At 71.7% G+C, this 24,087-nt stretch carries 22 protein-coding genes; 9 read left to right on the top strand and 13 right to left on the bottom strand.

The genetic code is table 11. The features are described from left to right. Positions 1 to 156 precede the first annotated feature (156 nt). The 7 genes from ACZ7L7_RS02295 to ACZ7L7_RS02265 form a co-directional block, all read right to left on the bottom strand. A complete protein-coding gene (locus ACZ7L7_RS02295) occupies positions 157 to 933 on the bottom strand; it encodes an ABC transporter ATP-binding protein (protein WP_285513922.1) in 777 nt (258 codons plus the stop codon). Continuing rightward, the gene (locus tag ACZ7L7_RS02290) at positions 926 to 1,861 is read right to left on the bottom strand and encodes an ABC transporter permease (RefSeq protein ID WP_285513921.1); all 936 of its coding nucleotides are present in this window, start codon (positions 1,859 to 1,861) and stop codon (positions 926 to 928) included. The genes ACZ7L7_RS02295 and ACZ7L7_RS02290 overlap by 8 nt, the downstream gene beginning before the upstream one ends. Positions 1,862 to 1,957: 96 nt before the next feature. Next, positions 1,958 to 2,842 (bottom strand): glycosyltransferase family 2 protein, encoded by an 885-nt coding sequence (locus ACZ7L7_RS02285; RefSeq protein WP_285513920.1) that lies wholly within the window; start codon positions 2,840 to 2,842, stop codon positions 1,958 to 1,960. 8 nt (positions 2,843 to 2,850) lie between these two features. Next, positions 2,851 to 3,630: a CDP-alcohol phosphatidyltransferase family protein gene (locus tag ACZ7L7_RS02280; RefSeq protein WP_285513919.1), complete on the bottom strand. Its 780-nt coding sequence runs from the start codon at positions 3,628 to 3,630 to the stop codon at positions 2,851 to 2,853. Beyond that, a complete protein-coding gene (locus tag ACZ7L7_RS02275) occupies positions 3,608 to 4,669 on the bottom strand; it encodes an iron-containing alcohol dehydrogenase family protein (protein ID WP_285513918.1) in 1,062 nt (353 codons plus the stop codon). The genes ACZ7L7_RS02280 and ACZ7L7_RS02275 overlap by 23 nt, the downstream gene beginning before the upstream one ends. Further along, positions 4,657 to 5,409, bottom strand: coding sequence for a phosphocholine cytidylyltransferase family protein (locus ACZ7L7_RS02270; protein ID WP_453604808.1), 753 nt, complete (start codon positions 5,407 to 5,409; stop codon positions 4,657 to 4,659). The genes ACZ7L7_RS02275 and ACZ7L7_RS02270 overlap by 13 nt, the downstream gene beginning before the upstream one ends. Next, the gene (locus ACZ7L7_RS02265; RefSeq protein WP_285513916.1) at positions 5,406 to 7,199 is read right to left on the bottom strand and encodes a DUF5941 domain-containing protein; all 1,794 of its coding nucleotides are present in this window, start codon (positions 7,197 to 7,199) and stop codon (positions 5,406 to 5,408) included. Before ACZ7L7_RS02265 ends, ACZ7L7_RS02270 begins: the two co-directional genes overlap by 4 nt. 277 nt (positions 7,200 to 7,476) lie before the next feature. Between ACZ7L7_RS02265 and galE the strand changes: the two genes are divergently transcribed. The 3 genes from galE to idi all read left to right on the top strand — a co-directional run bounded on the left by galE (position 7,477) and on the right by idi (position 10,279). Then, the gene (galE, locus tag ACZ7L7_RS02260) at positions 7,477 to 8,445 is read left to right on the top strand and encodes a UDP-glucose 4-epimerase GalE (RefSeq protein ID WP_472074437.1); all 969 of its coding nucleotides are present in this window, start codon (positions 7,477 to 7,479) and stop codon (positions 8,443 to 8,445) included. A 136-nt stretch (positions 8,446 to 8,581) separates the two neighbouring features. Further along, a complete protein-coding gene (locus tag ACZ7L7_RS02255) occupies positions 8,582 to 9,520 on the top strand; it encodes a cation diffusion facilitator family transporter (RefSeq protein ID WP_285513914.1) in 939 nt (312 codons plus the stop codon). Between the two features lie 165 nt (positions 9,521 to 9,685). Next, complete coding sequence (gene idi / locus ACZ7L7_RS02250) at positions 9,686 to 10,279, top strand: isopentenyl-diphosphate Delta-isomerase (RefSeq protein WP_285513913.1); 594 nt, start codon at positions 9,686 to 9,688, stop codon at positions 10,277 to 10,279. A 44-nt stretch (positions 10,280 to 10,323) separates the two neighbouring features. Here the strand turns inward: idi and ACZ7L7_RS02245 are convergent, their stop codons facing one another. Next, positions 10,324 to 10,800 (bottom strand): ATP-binding protein, encoded by a 477-nt coding sequence (locus tag ACZ7L7_RS02245; protein WP_093718110.1) that lies wholly within the window; start codon positions 10,798 to 10,800, stop codon positions 10,324 to 10,326. Positions 10,801 to 11,057: 257 nt separating this feature from the next. Between ACZ7L7_RS02245 and ACZ7L7_RS02240 the strand changes: the two genes are divergently transcribed. Further along, complete coding sequence (locus tag ACZ7L7_RS02240) at positions 11,058 to 11,813, top strand: enoyl-CoA hydratase/isomerase family protein (protein WP_471591665.1); 756 nt, start codon at positions 11,058 to 11,060, stop codon at positions 11,811 to 11,813. Here ACZ7L7_RS02240 and ACZ7L7_RS02235 read toward each other — a convergent pair. Continuing rightward, the gene (locus tag ACZ7L7_RS02235) at positions 11,800 to 12,435 is read right to left on the bottom strand and encodes a DJ-1/PfpI family protein (RefSeq protein ID WP_453604814.1); all 636 of its coding nucleotides are present in this window, start codon (positions 12,433 to 12,435) and stop codon (positions 11,800 to 11,802) included. The genes ACZ7L7_RS02240 and ACZ7L7_RS02235 overlap by 14 nt on opposite strands. Before the next feature lie 26 nt (positions 12,436 to 12,461). Next, complete coding sequence (locus ACZ7L7_RS02230; protein WP_472074435.1) at positions 12,462 to 13,421, bottom strand: GlxA family transcriptional regulator; 960 nt, start codon at positions 13,419 to 13,421, stop codon at positions 12,462 to 12,464. A 160-nt stretch (positions 13,422 to 13,581) separates the two neighbouring features. On the opposite strand from ACZ7L7_RS02230, the gene ACZ7L7_RS02225 reads away from it, so the two are divergent. The 4 genes from ACZ7L7_RS02225 (at position 13,582) to ACZ7L7_RS02210 (ending at position 18,585) form a co-directional block, all read left to right on the top strand. Continuing rightward, positions 13,582 to 14,451 (top strand): SCO6745 family protein, encoded by an 870-nt coding sequence (locus ACZ7L7_RS02225; RefSeq protein ID WP_472074433.1) that lies wholly within the window; start codon positions 13,582 to 13,584, stop codon positions 14,449 to 14,451. 218 nt (positions 14,452 to 14,669) lie between these two features. After that, positions 14,670 to 14,801, top strand: coding sequence for an LPFR motif small protein (locus ACZ7L7_RS02220; RefSeq protein ID WP_255310010.1), 132 nt, complete (start codon positions 14,670 to 14,672; stop codon positions 14,799 to 14,801). Positions 14,802 to 14,910: 109 nt separating this feature from the next. Continuing rightward, positions 14,911 to 17,268 (top strand): Tex family protein, encoded by a 2,358-nt coding sequence (locus ACZ7L7_RS02215; protein WP_453604820.1) that lies wholly within the window; start codon positions 14,911 to 14,913, stop codon positions 17,266 to 17,268. Between the two features lie 129 nt (positions 17,269 to 17,397). Further along, positions 17,398 to 18,585, top strand: a complete 1,188-nt coding sequence (locus tag ACZ7L7_RS02210; protein WP_453604822.1) for a serine hydrolase domain-containing protein — start codon at positions 17,398 to 17,400, stop codon at positions 18,583 to 18,585. On the opposite strand, the gene ACZ7L7_RS02205 is transcribed toward ACZ7L7_RS02210, so the two are convergent. Then, entirely contained in the window at positions 18,586 to 20,226 is a 1,641-nt protein-coding gene (locus tag ACZ7L7_RS02205; RefSeq protein ID WP_285513908.1) for an ABC-F family ATP-binding cassette domain-containing protein, read from the bottom strand. A 39-nt stretch (positions 20,227 to 20,265) separates the two neighbouring features. Further along, the gene (locus tag ACZ7L7_RS02200) at positions 20,266 to 21,288 is read right to left on the bottom strand and encodes an oxidoreductase (protein ID WP_285513907.1); all 1,023 of its coding nucleotides are present in this window, start codon (positions 21,286 to 21,288) and stop codon (positions 20,266 to 20,268) included. Positions 21,289 to 21,354: 66 nt separating this feature from the next. Between ACZ7L7_RS02200 and ACZ7L7_RS02195 the strand changes: the two genes are divergently transcribed. Beyond that, positions 21,355 to 22,305 carry an FAD-dependent oxidoreductase gene (locus ACZ7L7_RS02195; RefSeq protein WP_472074431.1) on the top strand — a complete coding sequence of 317 codons (951 nt, stop codon included), beginning with the start codon at positions 21,355 to 21,357 and terminating at the stop codon, positions 22,303 to 22,305. Positions 22,306 to 22,308: 3 nt separating this feature from the next. Here the strand turns inward: ACZ7L7_RS02195 and ACZ7L7_RS02190 are convergent, their stop codons facing one another. After that, positions 22,309 to 24,000, bottom strand: a complete 1,692-nt coding sequence (locus ACZ7L7_RS02190) for a BCCT family transporter (protein WP_285513960.1) — start codon at positions 23,998 to 24,000, stop codon at positions 22,309 to 22,311. Positions 24,001 to 24,087: the final 87 nt, after the last annotated feature.

Genomic DNA, 24,087 nt, shown 5'->3' with positions numbered 1-24,087 from the left:
GGGTGTCCTGCGCATCACAAGAACACACCGATTGGTCCCAAGATTCCTAAGGGAAGCCGAAGTTGGCGTTTCCTTTGCAGACGCGGAGCCCCGCCGGAAGGGTTCCGGCGGGGCTGGAGGAAGCGGCGTGGGCCGGGTGCGTCGGTCCCGGGTGGACTACTTGCCCGTGAACTTCTCGTACTCCTTGAGGACCTCGTCCGTCGGGCCGTCCATGCGCAGCTCGCCCCGTTCCAGCCACAGCACACGGTTGCAGGTGTCACGGATCGACTTGTTGTTGTGGCTGACCAGGAAGACCGTGCCGGCCTCCTTGCGCAGCTCGCGGATGCGGGCCTCGGAGCGCTTCTGGAACTTGCGGTCGCCGGTGGCCAGGGCCTCGTCGATCATCAGTACGTCGTGGTCCTTGGCGGCGGCGATGGAGAACCGCAGCCGGGCCGCCATGCCGGAGGAGTAGGTGCGCATCGGCAGGGTGATGAAGTCGCCCTTCTCGTTGATGCCGGAGAAGTCCACGATCTCCTGGTAGCGCGCCTTGATCTGCTCGCGGGTCATACCCATGGCGAGCCCGCCGAGGATGACGTTGCGCTCACCGGTCAGGTCGTTCATCAGGGCCGCGTTCACACCGAGCAGCGAGGGCTGGCCGTCGGTGTAGACCCTGCCGCTCTCGGCGGGCAGCAGCCCGGCGATGGCGCGCAGCAGGGTCGACTTGCCGGAGCCGTTGGAGCCGATCAGGCCGATGGCCTCGCCGCGGTAGGCGACGAAGGAGACCCCGCGCACGGCGTGCACCTTGCGCACGCCCCGCTCCTCGCCGCGCCTGAGGATGCGGCTGAGGGCGGCGGTGGCGCTGCCCTTGCCGGACTTGGCGCCGTTGACGCGGTAGACGATGTGCAGATCGTCGGCGATCACGGTGGGGCGGCGGTCCGCCTGCTGCTCAGCCACGGCCGTACCTCTCTTCCGCCTTCCAGAAGTACACGAAGCCGACGGCCCCGATCACCACGGCCCAGCCCACGGCGAACAGCCACACGTGCGGGGGCAGGTACGACGAGCCGTAGCCGTCGATCAGCGCGAAGCGGATCAGGTCCATGTAGACGGCAGCGGGGTTCCACTGGAGGACCTCGGTGACCCAGCCCGGTACGTCCTTGTCGGCCAGCATCGCCGGGATGCTGAACATGACGCCCGAGGCGTACAGCCAGGTCCGCAGCACGAACGGCATCAGCTGGGCGAGGTCGGGGGTCTTGCTGCCCATCCGGGCGAAGATCAGCGCCAGGCCGGTGTTGAACACGAACTGCAGGGTGAGCGCGGGGACCACCAGCAGCCAGGCCAGGCTCGGGTAGCTGCCGAACGCGACCATGATCAGCACCAGCACGATCATGGAGTAGAGCAGCTGCTGGAGCTGCTGGAGCGCGAAGGAGACCGGCAGGGAGGCGCGCGGGAAGTGCAGCGCGCGCACCAGGCCCAGGTTGCCGGAGATGGCGCGCACGCCCGCGAGGACCGAGCTCTGGGTGAAGGTGAACACGAACACACCCGTGACCAGGAACGGCACGTAGATGTCGTGCGGGATGCCCTTACGGGCGCCCAGGAGCAGACCGAAAATGAAGAAGTACACGAGCGCGTTCAGCAGCGGTGTGGCCACCTGCCACAGCTGGCCGAGCTTCGCCTGGCTGTACTGGGCGGTCAGCTTCGCCCGTGAGAAGGCGAGGATGAAGTGCCGCCGGTCCCAGAGCTGGCGGACGTACTCGACGAGCGTGGGGCGGGCGCCGCTCACGGTCAGCCCGTACTTGGCGGCCAGTTCGGCCGCCGTGAGTCCCTCGTCGGGCGACGGGGGCGCGGTCACCGCGACCTGGCCGTCGTGCGTTGTCTCACTCACTGGTGGAAACTTTCGTCTTCGGGATGCGCAGCCTGTGCGGGCATGCCGGGTGCCTGAGGTCTGGGTGTGGACCTCCTGTGCCTGCTTGGAAGCTTGTCAGATGACGGGAGGACGGCCCAGCCTGGTCAGCCGCCACACCGTACGCCACTTCATGGGACGGCGTGGCCCGCAGGGGCTCGTCCAGCCTTCCCGGAATCCGCCGAACCATGCCCGCAGCGCGGGGACCGAGGGGCGGCGCACCAGGGTGAGCAGCAGCCAGACGCCCAGGTAGACCGGGACCAGCGGGGCGGGCAGATTGCGGCGGGCCAGCCAGACGCGGTTGCGGGCGACCATGCGGTGGTAGACCGCGTGCCGCGAGGGGGCGGTCGTGGGGTGGTACAGCACCATGTCGGACCGGTAGTCGATCATCCAGCCCGCGTCGAGGGCCCGCCATGCCAGGTCGGTTTCCTCGTGGGCGTAGAAGAATGCGTCCGGGAGTCCGCCGACCTCGGCGAAGACCTGGGTGCGGACGGCGTTGGCGCCGCCCAGGAAGGTCGTGACCCGGGAGGAGCGCATCGGGTCGCTGGCGCGCAGCCGGGGGACGTGGCGGCGCTGCGTCTGCCCGGTCTCGGGGTCGGCGATACGGAAGCTGATGATGCCGAGCTCGGGGTCCTCGGCGAAGGCCTTGCGGCACAGCTCAGCGGTGTCGTGGTTCGCGAGCAGGCCGTCGTCGTCGAGGAAGAGCAATATGTCGACATCACGGCCGCTGGGGCCGAACGCCTCGATGCCGACGTTGCGGCCGCCGGGGATGCCGAGGTTCTCGGGCAGCTCGATGGTGCGCACGCCCTCCGGGACGTCCGGGACGGGCGCGCCGTTGCCGACGACGACCACCTCGACCCGGTCGCCGTCCTGCTTGGCGACGGAGTCGAGGAGCGCGCGCAGTTCCTCGGGCCGGTTGCCCATGGTGATGATCACCGCGCCGACCTTCAGGGAGGTCTCCATGGGGGCGCTCACCTCAGCCTGCTCGACGCGAGGATGGAGACCAGGTGCAGCAGGGTCTGGAGCATCGCGATCCCGGCGAGTACGGCGACGCCGAGCCGGGAGAAGAACAGGTCGCCGCGGATCTGGTCGGCGACGGCGAGGACCAGGATCAGCAGCGAGGCCTCGATGCCGAGGATCAGCCGGTGGAACTTGAGCATGGCGGCGGCCCGGCGGGCGAGCGCCATGCCGGAGGAGCGCATCTCGGAGGCGGCCTCCTTGACCGGCGGCTTGCCGGCCTGGTGCCGGGCGACCCCGACCAGGTCGGTCTCGGCCTTGATCAGGATGGCGCCGAGCGCGGCCAGGGTGCCCAGGAAGGCCCACAGCCAGTCGATACGGCCACTGCCCCACAGGTCGGCGGCGCGCAGTCCGAAGCCGACGAGGACGGCGGCGTCGGTGAGGTAGGCGCCCACCCGGTCCAGGTAGACACCGTTGAGCGAGTACTGCTTCTTCCAGCGGGCGATCTCGCCGTCGACGCAGTCCAGCAGCAGATACATCTGCACGCAGACCACACCGAGCACGGCGCCCGGGATCCCCGGCACGAGCAGTGCCGGGGCCGCGAGCACACCGAAGACGGTCATCAGGTACGTGAGCTGGTTGGGCGTGACCCTGGTGTTGACCAGGTAGCGGTCGACCCGCAGGGACACCTCACGCATGTAGAGGCGTCCCATCCAGTGCTCACCGCTGCGCCGGTCCTTCACCCCCGCGGGGTGAACGACCGGACGGAGTTCAGCTACCGATGGCCTTGACATAGTCGGCGTAGATGTCCTTGATCTGGTCGGTTGTCAGGTCGAGGTGTTCGAGGATGGTGTAGCGGCCGGGCCGGGTCTGCGGAGCGAACTCCACGGCACGGACGAACTCCTCCGTGCTGAAGCCGATCTCCTCCGGCAGCACCGGAAGCCCGTGGCGACGCAGCACCCCGGCCATGTAGGCCGACTCCTCGTGGGCACCGCGCAGGTACATCGCGAAGGCCGCGCCCAGCCCGCACTGTTCGCCGTGGGCGGCGGCGCGCCTGGGGTAGAGCAGGTCGAACGCGTGGTTGATCTCGTGGCAGGCGCCGGAGGACGGGCGGGAGTCGCCCGACACCGACATGGCGATACCGCTGAGCACCAGCGCCTCGGCGAGCACCTGGAGGAAGTCGGTGTCCCCGACCCCGCCCGGGTGCCTGAGCACCGCCTCCCCGGCCTGCCGGGCGATGGCGGCGGCCAGGCCGTCGATCTTCTCCCCCTTGACGCGGTGGGCCAGTTCCCAGTCCGCGATGGCGGAGATGTTGGAGACGGCGTCCCCGATCCCGGCGCGCACGAAGCGGACCGGGGCCTCCCGGATGACGTCGAGGTCGATGACGACCGCGATCGGGTTGGGCACGCCGTAGGAGCCGCGGCCCGCGTCGTTGTCGAGGGTGGCGACCGGCGAGCACAGGCCGTCGTGCGCGAGGTTGGTCGGTACGGCGACCAGGGGGAGGCCGACCCGTGCCGCGGCGAACTTGGCGCAGTCGATGATCTTGCCGCCGCCGAGTCCGACGACCGCGTCGTAGTGGCCGGCCTTTATGGCGCCGGCCAGCCGGACCGCGTCGTCGAGGGTGCCGCCACCGACCTCGTACCAGCTGGCGCCGGGCAGCGAGGGGGCGAGCCGCTCGCGCAGCCGGGCGCCGGAGCCGCCGCTGACGGCGACGGCCAGCTTGCCGGAGTGCGAGACGCGCTCGTCGGCGAGGACGCAGCCAAGGTCGTCGAGGGCACCCGGGCGGATGTCCACGACGACCGGCGAGGGAATCAGCCGGGTCAGTACTGGCACGCGATCTCCCGTCCGCGGGCGAGATCGTCGTGATTGTCGATCTCGACCCACTGAACGTCACCGATCGGCGCCGTGTCGATCCGGAAGCCGCGGTTGACGAGCTCCTGGTAGCCGTGCTCGTAGAACTGCTGCGGGTCGGTCTCCCAGACCGTCTTCAGCGCGTCGACCAGTTCGGGGGCGGCGTCGCCCTCGATAAGGGTGACGCCGATGTACTCGCCGGTGGCCTCGGCCGGGTCCATCAGCTTGGTGATCTTCGTGACGCCCTTGGCGGGGTCCACGACGACCTTCATCTCCTCGTCGGCGAGGGACTTCACGCTGTCCAGGGCGAGGATGATCTTCTTCCCGTCGCCGCGGGCGGCGAGCAGCGTCTTCTCGACGGAGACCGGGTGGACGGTGTCGCCGTTGGCGAGGATCACGCCGTCCTTGAGGGCGTCACGGCCGCACCACAGGGAGTAGGCGTTGTTCCACTCCTCGGCCTTGTCGTTGTCGATGAGGGTGAGCTTGAGGCCGTACTTGGCCTCCAGCGCCGCCTTGCGCGCGTACACGGCCTCCTTGCGGTAGCCGACGATGATCGCGACCTCGGTCAGGCCGATCTCGGCGAAATTGCCGAGGGTGAGGTCCAGGACCGTCGGTTCGCCCTCTATGCCCGCGGGGCCCACCGGCACCAGAGCCTTGGGAAGGCTGTCGGTGTAGGGGCGCAGACGCCGTCCGGCGCCGGCCGCGAGCACGAGGCCGATCATGCGGGTTCTCCTTCATCGTGAACGGCGGGTGCCCCTGCGGACACCCAGAAGCGGATGCTCTCGACGAGCACCACGAGGGCGACGGCCACGGCCAGAACCGTGAGCGCTGCCTGGAATTGCGAGGCGGTGAGGACCGCGGCCAGGACGGTGACGAGCAGAGTCCGTCCTTCGTGCCCCCCGACGGCGCGCACCAGCCAGGCCGGGGGCGCTCCGGCGTTGCCGCGGATGCGGTACACCGTGTCGTAGTGATGGTAGGCGACGGCGGCCACCAGTCCGAAAGCCGCAGGAAGGGCCCCGTTCACCTCCGCGCGGGCCGCGAGCACCAGGACCGTGCCGTATTCGGCGGCGCGGAACACCGGGGGCACCAGCCAGTCGAGGGGGCCCTTGAGGGGCCGGGCGACGGCGAGGCCGGACGTCACGGCGTAGACGAGGGCGCCGGCGACGGGCAGGGGGCCGCCGAAGTCGGTGAACGCGGCGGTGGCGACCACTGCGAGGCCGCCGAGCAGGGCGACGGCGGGGGCGGCGAAGCCGGGGAGCCTGCTCGCGACGTTCTTCATCGCCCGCGCGAGACCCTCGGCGAGGGGGCCGGAGTCGGCGAGGTCGGCCAGCGCCCGCGCCGCGCGGTCGGTGCGGCGGGCCCTGCGGGTCACCGAGCGCAGGACGCGGCCCGCCGTGGTGTACGTGGCCGCGAAGGCGCAGCCGATCAGCAGGGCGTAGAAGGTGATCCGCGGGGTGGTGAAGGCGGTGAGCACGGCGATCATCGCCCAGCGTTCGCCGATCGGCAGGACGATCATGCGGCGCACCCAGACCGTCCAGCCGACGCTGTCGAGCTTGTCGGAGAGGGCGGCGGTGGGGCTGGTGTTGGCGGTGGCGTCGTGGTTGGCCTCGTTGAAGGAGAAGTCCACGACGTGCCGGCAGGTCTGCAGGACCATCGCGCCGAGGGCGAGTGCCCACACGTCGTCGCCGCCGCGGGCCGCGCCGAGGGCGAGGCCCGCGTAGTAGGCGTACTCCTTGGCCCGGTCGAAGGTGGCGTCGAGCCAGGCGCCGAGGGTGGAGTACTGCAGCGAATAGCGGGCGAGCTGGCCGTCGGTGCAGTCCAGCACGAAGGAGAAGAGCAGCAGCACACCGGCGGCGACGAAGCCGACGCGGGTGCCGGTGGCCGCGCAGCCCGCCGCGATCAGCGCGGTGAGCAGGGAGGCGGTGGTGACCTGGTTCGGGGTCAGGCCGCGGCGGGCGCACCAGCGCGCGATGTAGCGGGAGTAGGGGCTGATGAAGAAGGTGGTGAAGAAGCCGTCGCGGGCCTTGACCGCCGACTTCAGACGTATGGCCTCGTCGTCGACGGCGGCGACGGCCTGCCGGGCCTCGTTGCGGGTCTGCGGGTCGGCCGGGACGGTGGCCACCAGGCTGCCGAGCTCGGGGCGGTGCACCTCGGTGTCGAGGGCCTCCACGATCCGGTCGGCGAGGCTGTCCACGAGGGTGGTGCCGGCGGCGGAGTTCTCGCGGGCCAGCGCCCGGGTCAGGGCCTGCCGTGCGGCGGGCTGGGCGGTGACGGCGCCGGGGATCGCGGCGAGCGGGAAGCGGGGGTCGGTCAGCCCGAGGCGCAGCGCGTGCACATGGCCGACGAAGCGGGCGTCGACCACGGCGACCCGCTCCCCGCTCGGCACCCGCGCCAGCAGCGACTCCGCCTCAGCGGCGTCGGCGGCGGTGCGGACGTCGAAGCCGAGGGAGCGCAGCTCGCTCTCGATCGACGATCCGGGGACCGGCTGACCGGTGAGGATGGCGGTCGACAACCGAACTCACTCCCTGGGTGCCGACGCGCCGGCGCCGGTCATTGACAGGATGGGGGCGCCCCGGTCCGTGGCACCCGGGCGACATGTCGGCAGAGGCTATCGGATAACGGGAACGCGGCGTTCACCGCCCGTTTCCCGGTCCGAACAACGCGGTTCGCACGCGCCTTTGCCGCGATCATCATCGGGGAAACGGGGCCCGGCCCACAAACCGCGCTACCAGAAAGGACATTCGACGCATTTCTTACGGCCGCGGGGCCGGAGCATAGGGTGGGCGACCATGACGTGGCTGATCACCGGCGGGGCCGGGTACATCGGGGCACATGTGGCGCGGGCCATGAGCGGGGCCGGGGAGCGCGTGGTGGCGCTGGACGACCTGTCCACCGGAATTCCCGCACGGCTGCCCGCCGAGGTGCCGCTGGTGCGGGGTTCGTCCCTCGACGCCGAGCTGCTCAAGCGGGTCCTCGCCGAGCACGCGGTGACGGGTGTGGTGCATCTCGCGGCGCGCAAGCAGGTCGCCGAGTCGGTGGCCCAGCCGACGCGGTACTACCGGGAGAACGTGGGGGGCCTGGCCACCCTCCTCGACGCGGCGGCCGGGGCCGGCGTCGAGCGGTTCGTCTTCTCCTCCTCGGCCGCGGTCTACGGCAACCCCGAGGTGGACCTCATCACCGAGGACACCCCGTGCGCCCCGGTGAACCCCTACGGCGAGACCAAGCTCACCGGCGAGTGGCTGGTACGGGCCGCGGGCCGCGCCCACGGCATGGCGACGGTGTGCCTGCGCTACTTCAACGTGGCCGGGGCCGCGGCGCCCGAGCTGGCCGACACCGGGGTGTTCAACATCGTGCCGATGGTCTTCGACCGGCTGACCCGTGACGAGGCGCCGCGGATCTTCGGCGCCGACTATCCGACCCCGGACGGCACCTGTGTACGGGACTACATCCATGTCGCCGATCTCGCCGAGGCCCATCTGGCGGCCGCCCGGCACCTGGCGTCCGGCGCGAGCGGTGACCTGACGGTCAACATCGGCCGCGGCGAGGGCGTCTCGGTGCGCGAGCTGATCGACGTCATCGGCGAGGTCACCGGGGACCGGCGGCCGCCGGTGGTGGAGGGCCGCCGTCCCGGGGACGCGCCGCGCGCCGTCGCCTCCGCCGCGCGGGCCGCCGAGGTGCTGGGCTGGACCGCCCGCCGCACGGTTGTGGAGATGGTCGAGTCCGCCTGGCGGGGATGGCTGCTGCACCACGGCGAATGATCGCCCCAGCGCTCTGACCTGCGGATCGTTTGCGCAGGTCAGAGCATATGACAACGGTGTTCAGTGCCGCGTTGCCGGATACCCCCCACCCGTAGTTCACTGTGATCCCGGCAGCGACGACAGGAGGCGGCTTTCCATGGGGGCTGGGCACGATCACTCGCACGCCCACGGCGGGCACGGCGGCGGTACGGCGACCACGGCGTACCGCGGACGGCTGCGCGTCGCGCTGGCGATCACGCTCACCGTCATGGTCGTGGAGATCGTCGGCGGTGTGGTCGCCGACTCCCTGGCCCTGGTCGCGGACGCCGCGCACATGGCGACCGACGCGGTGGGGCTCGCCATGGCGCTGCTCGCGATCCACTTCGCCAACCGACCGGCGACCGGCAACCGCACCTTCGGCTACGCCCGCGCCGAGATCCTCGCGGCGCTCGCCAACTGTCTGCTGCTGCTCGGCGTCGGCGGGTACGTGTTGTACGAGGCGATCCAGCGGTTCATCACCCCGGCGGAGACCGAGGGCGGGCTGATGATCGTGTTCGGCGCGATCGGTCTGGTCGCGAACATGATCTCCCTCACGCTGCTGATGCGCGGCCAGAAGGAGAGCCTGAACGTGCGCGGCGCCTTTCTGGAGGTGGCCGCGGACGCGCTGGGCTCGGTGGCGGTGCTGCTCTCCGCGGTGGTGATCCTGACGACGGGCTGGCAGGCGGCCGACCCCGTCGCCTCGCTGCTGATCGGTCTGATGATCGTGCCGCGCACCCTCAAGCTGCTCCGCGAGACCCTGGACGTCCTGTTGGAGGCGGCGCCCAAGGGCGTCGACATGGCCGACGTACGGGCCCACATACTGGCCCTCGACGGTGTCGAGGACGTGCACGACCTGCACGCCTGGACCATCACCTCGGGGATGCCGGTGCTCTCCGCGCACGTGGTCGTCAGCTCCGAGGTGCTCAGCGCGATCGGGCACGAGAAGATGCTGCACGAGCTCCAGGGCTGCCTCGGCGACCACTTCGACGTCGAGCACTGCACCTTCCAACTGGAGCCCGGCGGGCACGCCGAGCACGAGGCGCGGCTCTGCCACTGAACCCGTCCGGACCGGAGTGCAGCGGTCCGGCGCGCGGTGGCGTCTTCACCCCCACAGGCGGGCGGCGCCAGGGTTCCACCGTCGCCGCGCCGGGCACGATCACATGCCGGGAGTGCCGGATTCGTGCGGCACACTTGGGGCGCACAACCGATGCGAAGGATGGGTATGCCGATCACACCTGCCGCAGCGACGCACACACCGTCGAACGGCACCGCGGACGAGATTTTGCTCGAACTGGTCGACGAGAACGGTGTGACGATCGGCACCGCGGAGAAGCTCGCCGCCCACCAGCCGCCGGGGCAGCTGCACCGCGCCTTCTCCGTCTTCCTCTTCGACGAGCGGGGCCGGCTGCTGCTCCAGCAGCGGGCGCTGGGCAAGTACCACTCCCCCGGCGTGTGGTCCAACACCTGCTGCGGGCACCCCTACCCGGGTGAGGCGCCGTTCGCGGCGGCGGCCCGGCGGACCTTCGAGGAGCTGGGGGTCTCACCGTCGCTGATGGCCGAGGCGGGCACGGTCCGCTACAACCACCCGGACCCGGACTCGGGCCTGGTGGAGCAGGAGTTCAACCACCTCTTCGTGGGCCTGGTGCAGGCGCCGCCCCGGCCGGACCCGGAGGAGGTCGGGGCCACCGCGTTCGTCACGCCCGGGGAGCTGGCGGAGCGGCACGCGAAGGACACCTTCTCGTCCTGGTTCATGACGGTGCTGGACGCGGCCCGTCCCGCGGTGCGCGAACTGACGGGCCCGTCGGCCGGCTGGTGAGCGGTCGCGCGGCACGTGCGCCGCGGACCTGAAGCCGAGGCGTCCTACGGCACGTGCGCGGGTCTGAGCGGCAGGGCGGCCCAGATCACCTTGCCGCCGCTCGCGGTGTGCTCGACGTCGCAGACGCCGCCCCACTCCCGGGCCACTTCGCGCACCAGCAGCAGCCCGCGCCCGCCGGTCTGGCCGTGGTCGGCCTCCAGGGCGGTGGGGCGGTAGGGGTGGTTGTCCTCCACGGACACCCGCACCCATTCGGCGCCGACGGCGACCTCCACGGCGAGCATCGGGGAGAGCAGGGCCGCGTGCCGGACGGCGTTCGTGACCAGCTCCGAGACGATCAGCAGCAGACCGTGCACCTGGTCGTCCGTCAGCGGCACCCCCTGGCGGTACAGCAGGTCCCGTACGGCGTGCCGCGCCTGCGGGACGGACGCGTCGACGGCCGAGGCGGTGAACCGCCACACCCCCTCGTAGGGAAGTGGGCCATCCGCTGGGCGTGGGGCGGGCCCGCGCCCGTGGTTCTCCATCGTCCGGTCGCCACCCTTGCGCTCGATTGTCACCACGGGTCGAGTGTTGGTACTGAGCCGCTCCGCTCCAGGGAACTGAACACAAGTCAGCTATTTTCGAGCGTTTCACGATCGATGCCGTATGACCTGGTCGGGACTGGGACCGATCCTGTCCGACCCGTGCCACCTTTACGAACTATTCGGGTTGTACGGGTTTGCGCGTGACGAAGGCCGCACCCAGGCCTGGACCCCGCACGGGGGCGGATAACATCCCGCGCATGGAGCCGCAGCTGTTGCACGGTGTCACCGACTCGGTGGCCACCGTCGTCATCCACCACCCCGTGAAGCGCAACGCGATGACGTCGGCGATGTGGGCGGAGCTGCCACCGCTGCTGAAGGAGCTGGCGGCCGATCCGGAGGTGCGGGCGCTGGTGCTGACCGGGGCGGGCGGGACGTTCTGCGCGGGCGCGGACATCAGTACGCTCCAGGAGGCGCCCGAGGAGGCGCAGCGCCTCGCGGTACGGGCCGAGGAAGCCCTCGCCGCCTTCCCCAAGCCGACGCTGGCCGCCGTGCGCGGGCACTGCGTGGGCGGCGGTACGCAGTTGGCGGCGGCCTGCGATCTGCGGTTCGCGGAGGAGGGGGCGCTGTTCGGGGTGACACCGGCGAATCTCGGCATCGTCTACCCGGCGTCCTCCACCCGGCGGCTGGTGGCGCTGACGAGTCCGTCGGCGGCGAAGTACCTGCTGTTCTCGGGCGAGTTGATCGACTCCGAGCGGGCGCTGCGCACGGGACTGGTCGACGAGGTGCTGCCCGCGGGCGAACTGGACAAGCGGGTCGCGGAGTTCACCCGGATCCTGGTGAGCCGGTCCCAGCTGACGCAGGCCGCCGCGAAGGAGTTCGCCGACGGCCGCGCGGACCGCGAGGACCACTGGCGCGCGCAGGCCCGCTCCGGGGGCGACCTGGCGGAGGGCGTCGCCGCCTTCCTCCAGCGCAGGCCGCCCCGGTTCACCTGGAGCGTTCCTACGTCAGGATGAACCGGCTCCTGCTCCGGAACTCCTCCACCAGGTGCGCGGGGGCCTTCTCGGGCGAACCGGCGTCGTAGGGCGGGTGCGGGTCGTACTCGGTCAGCAGTTGTACGGCCTGGGCGTGCTCGTCGCCCGCGATGCGCCCGAGCAGGGTCAGCCCCATGTCGATACCGGAGGAGACCCCGGCGGCGGTGACGTACTTGCCGTCGATGACGACCCGCTCCCCCGTGGCCTCGACCTCGAACCGCTTCAGGTACTCCAGTGCCAGCCAGTGCGAGGTGGCCCGCCGTCCCTTGAGCAGCCCGGCGGCGGCCAGCAGCAGCGAGCCGGTGCACACGGAGGTGGTCCAGGTGCTGGTGGCGTCCACGGCGCGCAGCCAGTCCAGGAGCGCGGTGTTCTCCATCTGCGGGGTCTGCCCCGGGCCGCCCGGCACGACGACGATGTCCGGGCTCGTCACGTCGGCGAGGGTGCGGTCGGCGGTGAGCGCGAGGTTGCCGGTGTCGGTGCGGACGGGACCGGCCTGCTCGGCCACGAAGACGGTTTCCGAGTCGGGGAGTCGGCCGAGGGTTTCGTAGGGGCCCACGGCGTCCAGGGCGGTGAAGCGGTCGAAGAGGAGGATGGCGATCTGCATGTCGGCCTTTCCGGGGTGGCTGGTTGTCAGGGCGTGTGCGCCGGGCGGAAGCGGCGGCGGTACTCCGTGGGGGCCGTGCCCAAGGCCTTGAGGAAGGCCCGGCGCATGGCTTCGGGCGTGCCGTAGCCGCTGGCCCGAGCGACTTCCTCGATGCCCGAGGTGGTGTCCTCCAGCAGGCGGCGGGCGTGTTCCAGGCGGACCCGGTCCACGTAGCGGCCGGGGGTCGTGCCCGTTTCGGCGCGGAAGGCACGGGCGAAGTGGCGCGGGGAGAGGCCCGCGCGGGCGGCCAGGGTCTCGACACCCAGGTCGGCGGCCGGGTGCTCGGTGATCCACTGCTGGATGTCCCGAAGGGGTTCGCGGCGGGCCGTCTGGGCTTCCAGCTGTGCGCTGAACTGGGCCTGGTTGCCGGGGCGGCGCAGGAAGACCACCAGGTGGCGGGCGATGGTCAGGGCGGTCTCCCGGCCCAGGTCCTCCTCGACCAGGGCCAGCGCCAGGTCGATGCCCGCGGTGACGCCCGCCGAGGTGGCGACGGGGCCGTCCCGGACGTAGATGGGGTCGGGGTCGACGCGCACGGCAGGGTGGTCGCGGGCGAGTTTGTCGCAGTACGCCCAATGGGTGGTCACGCGGCGGCCGTCCAGGAGGCCTGCCTCGGCGAGCAGGATCGCGCCGGTGCAGACCGAGACCAGGCGTGGGATGTGCGGACCGTGTGCGCGCAGCCAGTCCGTCAGGGCGGGAGCCGGGCTCCGGGTGCCCTGTCCGCCGGGGACCAGGAGGGTGTGCGGTGCGGGCGCGGCGGCGAGGGAGGTGTCCGGGACCAGGGTCAGGCCGCTGGAGGTGCGGACCGGGGCGCCGTCCAGGGAGGCGGTGCTGATGCCGTAGCTGCCCCGGACCCGCAGCTCCGCGCCCGCGAAGACCTCCAGCGGGCCGGTGACGTCCAGGCTCTGGACGCCGTCGAAGAGGACCAGGAGAACCGTTCGCTGCGCCATGCACACGATTCTTGGCGGGCGGGGCGATGGCCGCAATGACGAGCTTCCCACCTTTCCTGCCATCCGGGCCGCCGTCTTCCTGTCATCCGGGCCGCCGTCTTCCTGTCATCCGGGCAGCCCTCTGGACAGGAGATACCAACCGGTCGGTAACCTGCCGGGCATGACTACAGCCGCCCTGGACCCGCGCGCGGCCCGCCGCTGCGCCAGTGCCCTCAACACGCTGCACGCCCTGCACTACTTCGCGCCCGAACTGGGCCAGGAGGCGCAGGCCCTCGGGATCACCCACCCCAAGGCCGTGAACTTCGCGATGCGGGCCGCCGCCCTGGGCGCCGCGGGGCCCGGGACCGTGGCCGCGACCTTCTACAACTACAAGTACGAGGCCGTGGCCCGGCACGTCCCCGCCGTGTGGCGGACGGCCGCCCCGGAGCAGGTGCTGGCGGCACGCGCGCGTGCCGTGGACGCCATGCTCCGTCGGCTGCTCGGGGACGACGCCGTCGCCTCGGCGGAGATGGCGGAGGCCGCGCGGCTGGCCCTGCGCGCCGCCGAGGCGTGCACGCGCCACGCCCGCCCGCTGTACGCCGCCCACGCCGACCTCCCCGTCCCCGGGGAGCCGCACCTGGCGTACTTCCACGCGGCCACGCTGCTGCGCGAGTACCGGGGCGACGGGCATCTGATCGCGCTGGTCTCCGCCGAACTGGACGGCCTGGAGGCCCTGGTGACGCATACCGCGACCGGCCGCGGCTTCACCCCGCGCTGGCAACTGGCCACCCGCGGCTGGAGCCAGGACGACTGGGAGGCGGCCTGCGCCCGGCTGCGCGAGCGCGGACTGCTGGACGACTCCGGCGGCCTCACCGACCGGGGCACCGCCCTGCGCGAGGAGATCGAACAGCACACGGACCGCCTGGACCGCGCGCCCTACGAACACCTGGGCCCCGAGGGCGTCGCCCGGCTGACCGAACTGACCTCCGGGTTCGTCCGCACGGCACTGGCGGCGGGCGCCTTTCCGGCGGACTTGATCGGGAAGGGCTGACCGGCAAGGGCCGACCGGCGCGGCACCGGGACCGGCAGCGGTCCGCGCGGCCGCGGCCGCATCGGTACGGACCGCCCCGCCGGCCGGCGCGACCACATGCGGCGGGCCTTCTCCCGGGCTGATCGATACGTCCCTGATCGACCGCCGTGCATGCCCCGGCGCAGGTGAGGTACCCGGCACCCACCGGCCGGCCCGGTCGGGAAGGAAAGGGGATGCTCGTGTTCCGTGCTATCGCTGATGTTCTGCGCCAGATCGGCGGCGCCATCGCCACTGTCGTCACGCTGCCGTTCCGGGCGCTCGCCCGGCTGTTCGGCGGCGCCTCGGGCAGCGCCAAGGGGCACCGCGCCTGATCCGGTGGCGCCCTGATCCCCGGTTGTCGGTGTCACCTGCCACAATTGCCGCGCAACCTCAGTGAGAAGGCGGTACGGGATCGTGACGACACCCGGGTCCAGCGGGTCCATGGCAGCAGGGTCCATCGAAGGCAGGATCGCCGAGGAACTCGGCGTACGGGAGCGGCAGGTGAAGGCTGCCGTGGAACTGCTCGACGGCGGTTCGACGGTGCCCTTCATCGCCCGCTACCGCAAGGAAGCGACCGAGATGCTCGACGACGCGCAACTGCGCACGATCGAGGAGCGGCTGCGCTATCTGCGGGAGCTGGAGGAGCGCCGGACGGCGATCCTGGAGTCCGTGCGCGAGCAGGGCAAGCTCACCGACGAGCTGGAGGCGCGGATCCGGGGCGCCGAGACCAAGGCGCGCCTGGAGGACATCTACCTGCCCTTCAAGCCCAAGCGGCGGACCAAGGCGCAGATCGCCCGCGAGGCCGGTCTCGAACCGCTCGCCGAGGGCCTGCTCACGGACCCGGCGGTCGAGCCGCTCGCCGCGGCGGCGGCCTTCGTCGACGCCGACAAGGGCGTGGCCGATCCGCAGGCCGCCCTCGACGGCGCCCGCGCGATCCTCACCGAGCGGTTCTCCGAGGACGCCGACCTGATCGGCGAGCTGCGCGAGCGGATGTGGGTGCGCGGGCGGCTGACCGCCAAGGTGCGCGAGGGCAAGGAGGAGGCGGGCGCCAAGTTCGCCGACTACTTCGACTTCTCCGAGCCCTTCACCGAGCTGCCCTCGCACCGGATTCTGGCGATGCTGCGCGGCGAGAAGGAGGAGGTCCTCGACCTCGTCCTGGAGCCGGAGGAGCCGACGGACGGGCCGTCGTCGTACGAGGGCATCGTGGCCGCGCGGTTCGGTATCGCCGACCGGGGCCGCCCGGCCGACAAGTGGCTGCAGGACACCGTCCGCTGGGCCTGGCGGACCCGGATCCTGGTGCACCTCGGGATCGACCTGCGGCTGCGGCTGCGGACCGCCGCCGAGGACGAGGCGGTGAACGTCTTCGCGGCGAACCTGCGGGACCTGCTGCTCGCCGCCCCGGCCGGCACGCGCGCGACGCTCGGCCTGGACCCGGGCTTCCGCACGGGCGTGAAGGTGGCCGTGGTCGACGCGACCGGCAAGGTCGTCGCCACCGACGTCATCTACCCGCACGTCCCGGCCAACCGCTGGGACGAGGCCATCGCCAAGCTGGCGCGGCTCGCCAAGGAGCACGCGGTCGAGCTGATCGCGATCGGCAACGGCACGGCGTCCCGGGAGACCGACAAGCTCGCCGGTGAACTCATCGCCAGGCACCCGGAGCTGAAGCTCACCAAGGTGATGGTGTCCGAGGCCGGCGCCTCGGTGTACTCGGCCTCCGCGTTCGCCTCGCAGGAGCTGCCCGACATGGACGTGTCGCTGCGCGGCGCGGTCTCCATCGCGCGACGGCTGCAGGACCCGCTGGCCGAGCTCGTGAAGATCGACCCGAAGTCGATCGGTGTCGGCCAGTACCAGCACGACCTGTCCGAGGTGAAGCTGTCGCGCTCGCTGGACGCGGTGGTGGAGGACTGTGTGAACGGCGTCGGCGTGGACGTGAACACCGCGTCCGCCCCGCTGCTCGCCCGGGTCTCCGGCATCACCTCCGGGCTCGCCGAGAACATCGTGGCGCACCGCGACGCCAACGGCCCGTTCCGGTCCCGCGCCGAGCTGAAGAAGGTGCCGCGGCTCGGCCCCAAGGCGTACGAGCAGTGCGCGGGCTTCCTGCGCATCCGGGGCGGCACCGACCCGCTGGACGCCTCCAGCGTGCACCCCGAGGCGTACCCGGTGGTCCGGCGGATGGTGAAGACCTCCGGCCAGGAGGTGGCGAGCCTGATCGGCAACACCAGCGTGCTGCGGTCGCTGAAGCCGCAGGAGTTCGTGGACGAGACGTTCGGTCTGCCGACCGTGACCGACATCCTCAAGGAGCTGGAGAAGCCCGGCCGCGACCCGCGTCCCGCCTTCAAGACGGCCACCTTCAAGGAGGGCGTGGAGAAGCTCTCCGACCTGTCCTCCGGGATGGTCCTGGAGGGCGTGGTGACCAACGTGGCCGCCTTCGGCGCCTTCGTCGACGTCGGCGTCCACCAGGACGGCCTGGTGCACGTCTCCGCGATGTCCAAGACCTTCGTGAAGGACCCGCGGGACGTGGTCAAGCCCGGCGACATCGTCAAGGTGAAGGTCCTTGACGTGGACATCCCGCGCAAGCGCATCTCGCTGACGCTGCGCCTGGACGACGAGGCGACCCCGCAGAGCCAGGGCGGCGGAGGCGAGCGCCGCCAGCAGCGCGGTGGACGTCCGCCCCAGCAGCGCCAGGGCCGGCCCTCCGGCGGCGGTGGCTCCCGCCAGGCCCCGCCCCCGGCCAACAGCGCCATGGCCGACGCCCTGCGCCGAGCGGGCCTGCTGGACCCGAAGAAGGGCAAGCGCTGATCCACGGCCCGGTGCGGGGGCAGGCGCGAACGCCCCCGCGTTGGGCCGTGTGCAGCAACACGAGCGGCCCGGCGCTCCCGGGGACCGCAGGCTGGTGCGCGACCGGTTCTGTGTCCCACGGGAGTGCCCATGTCGAAGCGTCGTCCTGTCGTCCGCCGTGCCCGGTGGGGGGCGGTTCCCCTGGCCGTGGTCTGTCTCGCCGGGCTGTCCCCCGCTGCCGCGAGTGCCGCCGGGCATCCTCGGCCGGAGACCGACCCCGCCCTTCAGCGGCAGTTGGAGGAGCTGACCCGCAGACCGGGCGGACCGCCCGGGATCATCGCCGTGCTCAAGGACGGGCACCACGTGAAGGTGGTCAAGGCCGGAGTCGCCGAGCTGGGTACCCAGCGCAAGCCCCGGCCGTACGACCACATGCGGATCGCCAGTGCGGCCAAGGCGTTCAGCGGGGCGGTAGCGCTGTCACTCGTCCAGCTCGGGGATCTGAGCCTCGACGACACCATCGGGAAGCGGCTGCCCGGTCTGCCGAAGGCGTGGCGGTCCGTGACGCTGCGGCAGTTGCTCAACCACACCAGCGGGCTGCCCGACTACTCCGATTCCCTGCGGTTCCGGGAGACGCTGCTCGCCGACCCGCACCACCACTTCGACTCGCGCAAACTGCTCGACTACGTCGCCGACCGGCCGCTCAACTTCCGGCCGGGCAGCCGGTACCAGTACTCCAACTCCGACAACATCGCCGTCGCGCTGATGGCCGAGGCCGTCACCGGTGAGCGGTACGAGCGGCTGCTGCGGGAGCTGGTGTACCGGCCGCTCGGGCTGCGGAACACCAGCCTGCCGCAGGGGTACCGCATGCCGACGCCGTACCTGCACGGCTACGACGTGACCCCGGGCGAGCCGACCGAGGACGTCAGCGAGCTGATCAGCATGTCCGGGGTGTGGGCCTCGGGCGGCATCGTCTCCACGCCCGCCGACATGACCCGCTTCGTCCGCGGCTACGCCGGGGGCAAGCTCTACGGCCGCCCCGTCGTGAAGCAGCAGCGTGCCTGGATCGAGGGCGCGTCCGAGCCCGCGGGGCCGGGGAGGAACATGGCGGGGCTCGCGCTGTTCCGGTACCAGACCCGCTGCGGTGTCGTCCTCGGCCACACCGGCAACACCCCCGGCTACACCCAGCTGATCGCGGCGACCCCGGACGGGCGCAAGTCGCTCACCTTCTCCACCACGACCCAGATCAACCAGACCCTCAAGCCCGAACTGCTGCGCAAGCTGCGCGCGGTTCAGGAGAACTTCGTCTGCGCCCTGCTCAAGGGCAAGGGCAAGAGCTGACTAGCGCTCGGTCACCTTGCCGTCCGCCACCTCCAGGCGGCGGGTCACCCGTACCGCGTCCAGCATCCGGCGGTCGTGGGTCACCAGCAGGAGCGTGCCCTCGTAGGAGTCGAGGGCCGACTCCAGTTGCTCGATGGCGGGCAGGTCGAGGTGGTTCGTCGGCTCGTCGAGGACGAGGAGGTTGACGCCCCGGCCCTGGAGCAGGGCGAGGGCGGCCCTCGTGCGCTCGCCGGGTGAGAGGGTGGCCGCCGGGCGCAGCACGTGGTTCGCCTTCAGGCCGAACTTGGCCAGGAGCGTGCGCACCTCCGCCGGCTCGGTGTCCGGGACGGCCGCGCAGAAGGCGTCCAGCAGTGACTCCTCGCCGAGGAACAGCTCGCGGGCCTGGTCGACCTCGCCGATCAGCACCCCGGAGCCGAGCGCCGACTGTCCCGCGGTCAGGGGGATACGGCCGAGGAGGGCGCCGAGGAGGGTGGACTTGCCCGCGCCGTTGGCGCCGGTGACCGCGACCCGGTCCGCCCAGTCGATCTGGAGGGTGACCGGGCCGAGCGTGAAGCCGTCCCGGCGCACCTCGGCCTCGCGCAGGGTGGCCACCACCGCCCCGGAGCGGGGTGCGGAGGCGATCTCCATGCGCAGTTCCCACTCCTTGCGCGGCTCCTCGACGACCTCCAGGCGCTCGATCATGCGCTGGGTCTGGCGGGCCTTGGCGGCCTGCTTCTCGCTGGCCTCGCTGCGGAACTTGCGGCCGATCTTGTCGTTGTCGTTGCCCGCCTTGCGGCGCGCGTTCTTCACGCCCTTGTCCATCCAGGCGCGCTGCGTCTGCGCCCGCTCGTGGAGGGCGGCCTTCTTGTCGGCGTACTCCTCGTAGTCCTCGCGGGCGTGCCGGCGAGCGACCTCGCGCTCCTCCAGGTAGGCCGCGTAGCCGCCGCCGTAGAGGTTGACGCGCTGCTGGGCGAGGTCGAGTTCGAGGACCTTGGTGACGGTGCGGGTGAGGAACTCGCGGTCGTGGCTGACGACGACGGTGCCGGCGCGCAGGCCGGTGACGAAGCGCTCCAGGCGTTCCAGGCCGTCGAGGTCGAGGTCGTTGGTGGGCTCGTCGAGAAGGAAGACGTCATAGCGGGAGAGCAGCAGCGAGGCGAGTCCGGCGCGGGCGGCCTGGCCGCCGGAGAGGGCCGTCATCGGCAGGTCCAGGTCGACGGCGAGGCCCAGGGAGTCGGCGACCTCCTCCGCGCGCTCGTCGAGGTCGGCGCCGCCCAGGTCCAGCCAGCGCTCCAGGCTTGCGGCGTAGGCGTCGTCCGCGCCGGGGGCGCCGTCGACCAGGGCCTGGGTGGCTTCGTCCATGGCGCGCTGGGCCTCGGCGACGCCGGTGCGACGGGCCAGGAACTGGCGGACGGTCTCCCCGGGGCGCCGCTCCGGCTCCTGCGGGAGGTGGCCGACGGTCGCGGTCGGCGGGGAGAGCCGCAGCTCGCCCTCCTCGGGCGCCGCGAGGCCCGCGAGCATCCTCAGGAGGGTGGACTTCCCGGCGCCGTTGGCACCGACCAGACCGATCACGTCCCCGGGCGCGACGACGAGGTCGAGCCCGCTGAACAGGGCACGGTCGCCGTGTCCGGCGGCGAGGTTCTTCACGACGAGGGTGGCAGTCATCAGGGACCCGATCCTAGGTGCTGTCGTGCTCCTCCCAGGTCACCGGGCCATGGCCTCCACCAGTACGCTCCCGGAGGTCCGCGCCACCACGAAGGACTCGCCCTTCACCGCCTTGGTGTCCAGGGCGATGCGGTGGCGGCCGGCTTCCAGGACGCCGTCGAAGACCTCGTGGGTGTGCGTGCGGTACAGGCGGTCCAGGCGGTACGCGGTGAGACGGACCCGGCACGGGGAGGTGACCTCCACCCCGGCCTCGCCGTCGGCCGCGACCAGCCGGGTCAGCCGGCGCTGCTGGAGCGGGCTGCGGTCGAGGGCGTGTTCGATCTGGGCGACCAGCAGCGGGACGATCGGGGCGAGGCCGTCGACGTAGGCCACCTCGACCCCGGCGCGCTGGAAGGCGGCGCGTACGGCGGCGCGTTCCTCGGCGCTGATCGCGCGGCCGAAGGCGACGGCGCCGTAGGAGCGCAGTTCGTCGGCGGGGACGCCCTCGGCGTCGCGGGTGATGTCGGCGCCGATGCCGATGGTGCGCAGGGCGGCGGCGAGCTTGGCCAGCAGGGCGACCCGGGCGCCGATGAGCAGGACCCGGCGCCGGCCACCGGCGGGGGCTTGATCGAGGAGGGAGGCCAGCGCGGCGCGGTACTCGGTGCCGCGGAACCGGAAGGGCCCTATGCCGTGGTAGCCGTTGCGTTCGAGGTCGGCGTGTTCGTCGGTCTGCCAGGCGAAGTCCCGCCAGATGAAGTCGGTGCCGTCCGCCTCGATGGCGGCGGTGACCGCGCCACAGGCGAGGTTCTCGCACTCGGGGCAGCCGTAGATGACGTAACGGCCGCCCGGAAGCGGGGCGTCCGCCTCCAGCAGGAGGCTGCGGACGTGGGCGGTGAAGATCGCGGGTGGTACGTCGGAGGCGAGCGGGGAGACGGCGTCGAGGTCGGAGAGCTGGAACAGCAGCGGGCGGCCGTCGACGACGAAGTCGACGAAGTCCCGGTGCACTTGGTAGTCACCGTTGGCGAGGACGCCACCGGCACGCATCGCCGGTGCCAGGCCGAAGGTCGCGTACTCGGCAGACATGCTGTGAGTATCCCCAGCGCGGGGGTGATGTGAGCACGGCATGGCACATTCCGCTACGGTCCACGCGTGGAGACCGGGCGGAACGACGAAGTCATCGTGGTCGGCGGCGGGGTCATCGGGCTGACCACGGCCCTGGTGCTGACGGAGCGCGGGCACCGGGTGCGGGTGTGGACACGGGACCCCGTCGAGCGGACCACCTCGGCCGTCGCGGGCGCGCTGTGGTGGCCGTACAGGATCGAACCGCTCGCCCTGGCCCGGGACTGGGCGCTGACCTCTCTCGATGTGTACGCGGAGCTGGCGGCCGACCCGGACGCGACCGGCGTACGCATGGTCGAAGGGGTACTGGGTGAGGGGGAGCTGGACGGGGCGGACGCCTGGGCCGCGGGGCGGGTGCCGGGCGTACGGGCCGTGACGGAGGCCGAGGGCGGTACGGCGGGGCTGTGGGCCCGGCTGCCGCTCATCGACATGTCGACTCATCTGCCGTGGCTGCGGGAGCGGTTGCGGGAGGCGGGCGGGGCGGTCGAGACGCGGACGGTGTCCTCGCTCGCCGAGGCCGGGGCGCCGGTGGTGGTCAACTGCACCGGTCTGGGCGCCCGCGAGCTGGTGCCGGACCCCGCACTGCGGCCCGTACGGGGGCAGTTGGTGGTGGTGGAGAACCCCGGCATCGACACCTGGCTCACCTCCAGTGACGACGACGGGGAGATGGCGTACTTCTTCCCGCAGCCGGGGCGGCTGCTGCTGGGCGGCACGGCACAGGACGACGCCTGGTCGCTGGAGCCGGACCCGAAGACGGCCGAGGCGATCGTGCGGCGCTGTGCCGCGCTGCGTCCGGAGATCGCCGACGCGCGGGTGCTGGCGCACCGGGTGGGGCTGCGGCCGGTGCGGGACGCGGTCCGGCTGGAGCGCGAACTCCTGCCGGACGGGCGGGTGCTGGTGCACAACTACGGCCATGGCGGCGCCGGGGTGACGGTGGCCTGGGGCTGTGCGCGGGAGGCCGCCGCCCTCGCCTCCCGCTGACGCTCAGACGTGCTCGTGGCCCAGCGGGTCCCCCTCGGTCCCGGTGCCGCGGCCCGGGCCGACCTTGATCTCGAAGGCGCCGTCGTACTCCCGGTGGCCGGTGATCACGGCGAGCTCCACGGCCTCGTTGCCCATCTCGCCGCGCACGATGACCGGGTCGTGGCGCAGGTCGCGCATGAGGGCGACGCACATGCCGATCATGACGAGGACGAACGGCGCGGCGGCGAGGATCGTCAGGTTCTGCAGACCGGTCAGGGCGTCGCCCTGGCCGCTGCCGACGAGCAGCATGATGGCCGCGACGGCGCCGGTCACCACACCCCAGAACACCACGACGAGCCGCCCGGGTTCGAGGGCGCCCTTCTGGGAGAGCGTGCCCATCACGATGGACGCGGCGTCGGCGCCCGACACGAAGAAGATGCCGACCAGGATCATCACCAGCACGCTCATGACGGTGGGGACGGGGAACTCCTGGAGCAGGCCGAAGAGCTGGCCCTCGGGGGTGTCCTCGCCGCCGAGCGCGCCGCCCTCCCTGAGCTTCATCGCCGAGCCGCCGAAGATCGCGAACCAGATCAGGCTGACGGTGCTGGGCACCAGGATGACGCCGCCGACGAACTGCCGGATGGTGCGCCCGCGGCTGATCCGGGCGATGAACATGCCGACGAAGGGCGTCCAGGAGATCCACCAGGCCCAGTAGAAGACGGTCCAGCTGCCGAGCCAGTCCGCGACGCCCTCGCCGCCGCTGGCCTCGGTGCGGCCGGCGAGCTGGGGCAGATCGCCGAGGTAGGCGAAGATCGAGGTGGGCAGCAGGTCGAGCACGATGATCGTGGGGCCCGCGATGAACACGAACACGGCGAGGATCAGGGCGAGCACCATGTTGGTGTTGGACAGCCACTGGATGCCCCGCTCGATGCCGGACACCGCGGAGGTGACGAACGCCAGGGTCAGTACGGCGATGATGGCGACGAGCAGCCCCTCGCTGACGTCGTCCATCCAGTCCAGTTCCTGGAAGCCCGAGCCGATCTGGAGCGCGCCGAGGCCCAGGGAGGCCGCGGAGCCGAACACCGTGGCGATGATCGCGAGGATGTCGATGATCCGGCCGCCGGTGCTGCCCGCGTTCTTCTCGCCGATGAGCGGGGTGAAGACGGCGCTGATGGTCTGGCGGCGGCGTCTGCGGAAGGTGCTGTAGGCGATGGCGAGGCCGACCACGGCGTAGATCGCCCACGGGTGCAGGGTCCAGTGGAAGAGGGTGGTCGCCATCGCCGTCTCCATGCGTTCGCCGGAGTTGGCGGGGTCGGTGCCCGGGGGCGGGACCAGGTAGTGGGTGAGCGGCTCGCTCACGCCGTAGAACATCAGACCGATGCCCATGCCCGCGCTGAACATCATCGCGACCCAGGACACGGTGCGGAACTCGGGCTCCTCGCCCTCGGCGCCGAGGGTGATGCGGCCGTAGCGGCTGATGGCGAGCCAGAGGGCGAAGACGACGAAGCAGGAGGCGGCGAGCATGAAGGCCCAGCCGCCGTTGTGGATCAGGCCGTTGAGCAGCTTGCTGGAGACCGTCTCCAGCGAGTCGGTGGCCACCGCGCCCCAGATGACGAAGGCCACGGTGATCACGGCGGTCACGCCGAACACCACCCGGTCCGTCGGCTGGTGGCTGGGAACGTCCGTGGGGCCTTCCCAGCCACCCCGTTTCTTCAGGTCTTCCGTCACCTGCGGCACCTTCCCGTGGAGGCCGTCGAAATGTCCGTTTCGTAGCCTCTAGGACGTACCACACGTGCCGTCGTT

It is taken from the genome of Streptomyces sp. NPDC110618 (assembly GCF_055657065.1).
The sequence above is the reverse complement of the archived record's forward strand: the minus strand, read 5'-3'. Positions and strand labels throughout refer to the sequence as shown.

Bases quoted from the DNA above. Each gene is read 5' to 3' on its own strand.
- ACZ7L7_RS02225 (WP_472074433.1), top strand. From the start codon at position 13,582: ATGACTACAGCCGCCCTGGACCCGCGCGCGGCCCGCCGCTGCGCCAGT.
- ACZ7L7_RS02215 (WP_453604820.1), top strand. From the start codon at position 14,911: ATGGCAGCAGGGTCCATCGAAGGCAGGATCGCCGAGGAACTCGGCGTA.
- ACZ7L7_RS02235 (WP_453604814.1), bottom strand. From the start codon at position 12,435: ATGCAGATCGCCATCCTCCTCTTCGACCGCTTCACCGCCCTGGACGCC.
- ACZ7L7_RS02205 (WP_285513908.1), bottom strand. From the start codon at position 20,226: ATGACTGCCACCCTCGTCGTGAAGAACCTCGCCGCCGGACACGGCGAC.
- galE (WP_472074437.1), top strand. From the start codon at position 7,477: ATGACGTGGCTGATCACCGGCGGGGCCGGGTACATCGGGGCACATGTG.
- ACZ7L7_RS02255 (WP_285513914.1), top strand. From the start codon at position 8,582: ATGGGGGCTGGGCACGATCACTCGCACGCCCACGGCGGGCACGGCGGC.
- ACZ7L7_RS02280 (WP_285513919.1), bottom strand. From the start codon at position 3,630: ATGTCAAGGCCATCGGTAGCTGAACTCCGTCCGGTCGTTCACCCCGCG.
- ACZ7L7_RS02270 (WP_453604808.1), bottom strand. From the start codon at position 5,409: ATGATCGGCCTCGTGCTCGCGGCCGGCGCCGGACGGCGTCTGCGCCCC.
- ACZ7L7_RS02230 (WP_472074435.1), bottom strand. From the start codon at position 13,421: ATGGCGCAGCGAACGGTTCTCCTGGTCCTCTTCGACGGCGTCCAGAGC.
- ACZ7L7_RS02240 (WP_471591665.1), top strand. From the start codon at position 11,058: ATGGAGCCGCAGCTGTTGCACGGTGTCACCGACTCGGTGGCCACCGTC.
- ACZ7L7_RS02285 (WP_285513920.1), bottom strand. From the start codon at position 2,842: ATGGAGACCTCCCTGAAGGTCGGCGCGGTGATCATCACCATGGGCAAC.
- ACZ7L7_RS02210 (WP_453604822.1), top strand. From the start codon at position 17,398: ATGTCGAAGCGTCGTCCTGTCGTCCGCCGTGCCCGGTGGGGGGCGGTT.
- ACZ7L7_RS02200 (WP_285513907.1), bottom strand. From the start codon at position 21,288: ATGTCTGCCGAGTACGCGACCTTCGGCCTGGCACCGGCGATGCGTGCC.
- ACZ7L7_RS02245 (WP_093718110.1), bottom strand. From the start codon at position 10,800: ATGGAGAACCACGGGCGCGGGCCCGCCCCACGCCCAGCGGATGGCCCA.
- idi (WP_285513913.1), top strand. From the start codon at position 9,686: ATGCCGATCACACCTGCCGCAGCGACGCACACACCGTCGAACGGCACC.